The following is a 260-nucleotide window of genomic DNA, read 5'->3' on the forward strand; positions in this document are numbered from 1 at the left end:
GGTCGCGAAGATCACGCGGCGCGCTGAAACAATCCCGCTCTTGCCGCTTACCGATACGCGCAGATCAACGCCGTTGTTGTCGCCATCCTGTGGTTCCACACTCCAGACGAAGGCCTGCGGCACATAGGTGGCATTGCTGGCGATAAACGCTTTCAGGACTTCTTTGCCCCGCCAGTAGTCGGTGCCGAGAAACGGCCTGCGGGCAGTCGTATTGTGTTCGATGCCACGGTAAATCTGGCCGCCGGCGGCAGGGTTCTCAT

The 260-nt window shown here is 60.0% G+C and carries 1 pseudogene; it reads right to left on the minus strand.

The window, feature by feature from the left end:
* Positions 1-260 (minus strand): annotated as a pseudogene (locus tag SB822_RS58440) (FAD/NAD(P)-binding oxidoreductase); the annotation flags it as partial.

This window comes from Paraburkholderia sp. SIMBA_054, from assembly GCF_046534875.1.
Lineage (GTDB): Bacteria > Pseudomonadota > Gammaproteobacteria > Burkholderiales > Burkholderiaceae > Paraburkholderia > Paraburkholderia hospita.